The following is a 3,436-nucleotide window of genomic DNA, read 5'->3' as shown; positions in this document are numbered from 1 at the left end:
GTCGGAATAGAAGGACAGCCAGATGTTCTCGAACACCTTCTTGCCGCCCGGGTAGGCCTTGGTCAGGCCCTGCATCTGGTAAATGTATTGCTGCGCCATGGGGCGTCCGGCTCGCTCTCGAATGTGCTTGAGTTCGGCCGAGGAGATAGCGGCGCGAGGCCGCCGGTGCAACGCAAGGCGCGAAAAGAAGCAACAGCGGCGCGATGTCGCACTCACGGACTTGTGGGGTTGACGTCTAGGATTGCGACGCCATTTTGCGGGCTCCCGAAGACGGCCCGGAGGCTCAATGCCCAACCTCGTCCGCCGAAGAGACGTTATGACGTTCGGGGCCGCGGTCGGCCTCACTGCTATCGCCGCGCCAGCCTGGGCCCGGCAACTGGACATCTGGGAACCGCGCCGCGCGATCCTGGACAATCTGCATACCGGCGAAGCCTTCAACGAGGTCTACTACGCCAACGGCAGCTATCTGCCCGACGCCCTGGCAGAGGCGACCCGGGTCATGCGCGACTGGCGTACCGGAGAGGAGCGCTTCATCGACCCCACGCTGTTCGATGCCTTGCACGCTATCCGGGACAGGCTGGAAAGCCCCCGCCCCTTCCAGGTGATCTCCGGATATCGCTCGCCAAAGACCAACGCCACGCTGAACCGCCGCAGCAGCGGCGTAGCCGAAAACAGCCAGCATGTGCTGGGTAAGGCGATCGACGTGCGGATTGAAGGCGTGGAGCTGTCAAACCTGCGCAGTGCCGCGCTCGATCTGGCCGCCGGCGGCGTCGGTTACTATCCCCGCTCAAACTTCGTCCACGTGGACACAGGCCGGGTTCGCCAGTGGCGAGGGGCGTAGCTCACTGATCAGTTTGCGGGCGGCGAAGGCTCCGGCTCCACCGTCGTCATACCCGTGGCGGCGGCGTCTTCCTCGATCTGGACCTCTTCCGGCGTCCTGACCGGCGCAGCCTCAAGCGGCGGGGGCGGAGGCACGACCATCGGCGGTGCGACGGGTTCCTCGATAATCTGGGGCGCGGGCCTGGGTTCGGCGGGCGCATCGAACTGCAACCAGCGACTAACCGCCAGCGCCAGCAACACCGCCGCGCAGGCCGATGCGATCCAGAGTACAGTTTTCAGCATCTCGGCCTCCTACACCTTGGCCGGGGGCGGCTTTGCCGGCGCCGACAGCACCCCCACACGCTGCAACAGGTCACGGTCCCAATTGTAGGGATCGGTCCGGAAGTGCATCTGGCCGTCGGCCCCCGCGAAGGTGGTCCAGTAAAAGATGAACACCGGTACCTGCGCCGTCAGGCGCGCGCGCACCGTCTTGTCGCCCAGCAACTGGGTGTCGATGGCGTCCGGCGTCCAGGTCGAGTTTCCCTCAAGCAGGGCCTCGGCCAGCGCCCGGGGCTTTTCAAGCCGCACGCAGCCGTGACTGGCCTGACGTGCGAATAGATCAAAGCCGCCCTTGGCCGGTGTATCGTGCAGATAGACGGCGAAGGGGTTGTCGAAGTCGAACTTGAACCGTCCCAGCGCGCTCTCGTCGCCGGACGCCTGCTGCAGACGCGGCTTGCCGCCGGGTACGTCGATGATCCGGTAGCCGTTGCGCGCCAGATAGCCGGGACTGGCCTTTTCCTTGGGCCAGAGCTCCCGATCCGCGATGCTGTAGGGCACGTTCCACGGCGGATTGATCACCACGCTGTGGATCGACGAGACCAGCATCGGCGTCTCATCACCCGGGCGGCCCGAAACCGCCTTCATGGACATCACCGGCTTGTCATCGCGGAACAGGGTGACCACCGCGGCGCCCGCGTTCACCTGCACCCGGGTGGCGGGCATGGTCGATGGCATCCAGCGCCAGCGCTCCATATTGGCGATGATCTGCAGCACCCGTTGGCCGACCGGCTGGTTCAGATGCGACAGCAAGTCGCGCCCGACAACCCCATCGGGCTTCAGGCCAAACCGGCGCTGGGCCCGCTGCACAGCTTCCTGCAGGGGTTTGTCGAGAACGGCGGCGCCCACGACCAGCGCTTGCGGGTCCTCGGCCGCCAGCCGCACCCGCAACGCTGCAACCCTGGGATCGGTGGATCCGAGGCCCATCGGCTTGCCGGCAGGCAGCGTCTTCCAGCCCCCGGAGACCGCAATGTCGCGGTAGCGCGCGAGGCCACGTTTCAGCGCCGCATAGCCCGAATAGCGCGGCGGCAGGCTGTCGAGCCAGGCCTGCAGGCGATCCTCACCCAGCGCCTGGGCCAGATCGGCGGTGGGATCATAGGCGGCCGGGCGGACGGCCCAGGCATCCGGGAAATCTTCCGGCGCCATACGTCCGATCCGGACGTCGCGCGCGTAGTCCAGCAACCCTTCGGTCAGCGCGCTTTGCTGGGTTGGCGAGAGTGCGCCGGAGACCCCGTCCGGCAAATAGGCCTTGGGCTGGAGCCCGTGGAGATCAGCCGCCTGCAACACCCGGATCGCGGTCTGCGTCTGGGCTGGCGTCAGCTCGGGGATGACCACCGGCGGCGGCGGCGGCGGGACAACCGCCTGTAAGGCCGGAGCCGCTGCGGGCGGCGTTACGGGCTGCGCAATCGCAGAGCTGAAAACCACCAGATGCGCCAGTGCGGCCAGGGCAAGACCGCGCGCCACGCGTTCGCCTGCCAACCCACGCCCACCCATGATCTTTCCCGGCCCTCCTCGACAAAACCCAGCGACGCAGCGCCTGGCAATATGGTTCTACGCGCGCCCACGACTCGCGGATCCATATATATCTGAGCTTACCCGCTGACAGTGTCGATATGGTCACACACCATGGACCCGGGAGCGTAGCATTCCCGCCACAGCGAGCCCGTCAGGCAGGCGGATATCTGTGGGTCCGCCCCTTGGGATCTGTCACCCCTTCCGGTCCCAGGTAGCAGGGGCCGACCGGCGCCTTTCCGTGACCTCCCGGGATGTCCAGGATGTAGGTCGGCTGGCACAGGCCCGAGACCCGCCCGTTCAGATCCCGCATCAACGCCTGACCCTCCTCGAAGGTGGTCCGGAAGTGCCCGGTGCCCGGCGCGAGGTCGGGATGATGCAGGTAGTAGGGCTTGATCCGTAGCTCGACAAACCGCCGCATCAGGGCCTCGAGCGTTGCCGGATTGTCGTTCACGCCCTTCAGCAACACGGTCTGGCTGACCATGGGGATTCCCGCATCGACAACGCGCGCGCAGGCCGCCGCCGCCGCGGGGGTCAGCTCATCCGGATGATTGGCGTGAAGCCCGACCCAGGTGGTCTTGCCCGAAGACTTCAGCGCGGCGACCAGTTCGTCTGTGATGCTCGCTGGGTCGACCGCCGGCACGCGGGTGTGAAACCGCACGATCCTGACGTGCGCGATGGCGGCCAACCGCTGCCCCAGATCGCGGAGCCGCCGGGGTGAGAGGATCAGCGGGTCGCCCCCGGTGATGATCACCTCCCAGATTTCTGG

General features: G+C 66.7%; 4 protein-coding genes and 1 pseudogene. 1 reads left to right on the top strand and 4 read right to left on the bottom strand.

Annotation, left to right across the window (positions count from 1 at the left end):
- Positions 1 to 99: pseudogene (locus tag ACIQ42_RS17305) on the bottom strand (hypothetical protein); the annotation flags it as partial.
- A gap of 217 nt (positions 100 to 316) precedes the next feature.
- Here ACIQ42_RS17305 and ACIQ42_RS17300 point away from each other — a divergent pair.
- Entirely contained in the window at positions 317 to 841 is a 525-nt protein-coding gene (locus ACIQ42_RS17300; protein ID WP_397423476.1) for a DUF882 domain-containing protein, read from the top strand.
- Between the two features lie 8 nt (positions 842 to 849).
- On the opposite strand, the gene ACIQ42_RS17295 is transcribed toward ACIQ42_RS17300, so the two are convergent.
- The 3 genes from ACIQ42_RS17295 to ACIQ42_RS17285 form a co-directional block, all read right to left on the bottom strand.
- Positions 850 to 1,122 carry a hypothetical protein gene (locus tag ACIQ42_RS17295; protein ID WP_397423475.1) on the bottom strand — a complete coding sequence of 91 codons (273 nt, stop codon included), beginning with the start codon at positions 1,120 to 1,122 and terminating at the stop codon, positions 850 to 852.
- 9 nt (positions 1,123 to 1,131) lie between these two features.
- Complete coding sequence (locus tag ACIQ42_RS17290; protein WP_397423474.1) at positions 1,132 to 2,619, bottom strand: murein L,D-transpeptidase; 1,488 nt, start codon at positions 2,617 to 2,619, stop codon at positions 1,132 to 1,134.
- Positions 2,620 to 2,821: 202 nt separating this feature from the next.
- Positions 2,822 to 3,436 (bottom strand): KamA family radical SAM protein (locus tag ACIQ42_RS17285; protein WP_397423473.1); only part of this gene is annotated, 615 nt, incomplete at its 5' end.

This window comes from Phenylobacterium sp., assembly GCF_044372605.1.
Classification (GTDB): domain Bacteria; phylum Pseudomonadota; class Alphaproteobacteria; order Caulobacterales; family Caulobacteraceae; genus Phenylobacterium.
The sequence above is the reverse complement of the archived record's forward strand: the minus strand, read 5'-3'. Positions and strand labels throughout refer to the sequence as shown.

Bases quoted from the DNA above. Each gene is read 5' to 3' on its own strand.
- ACIQ42_RS17300 (WP_397423476.1), top strand. From the start codon at position 317: ATGACGTTCGGGGCCGCGGTCGGCCTCACTGCTATCGCCGCGCCAGCC.
- ACIQ42_RS17295 (WP_397423475.1), bottom strand. From the start codon at position 1,122: ATGCTGAAAACTGTACTCTGGATCGCATCGGCCTGCGCGGCGGTGTTG.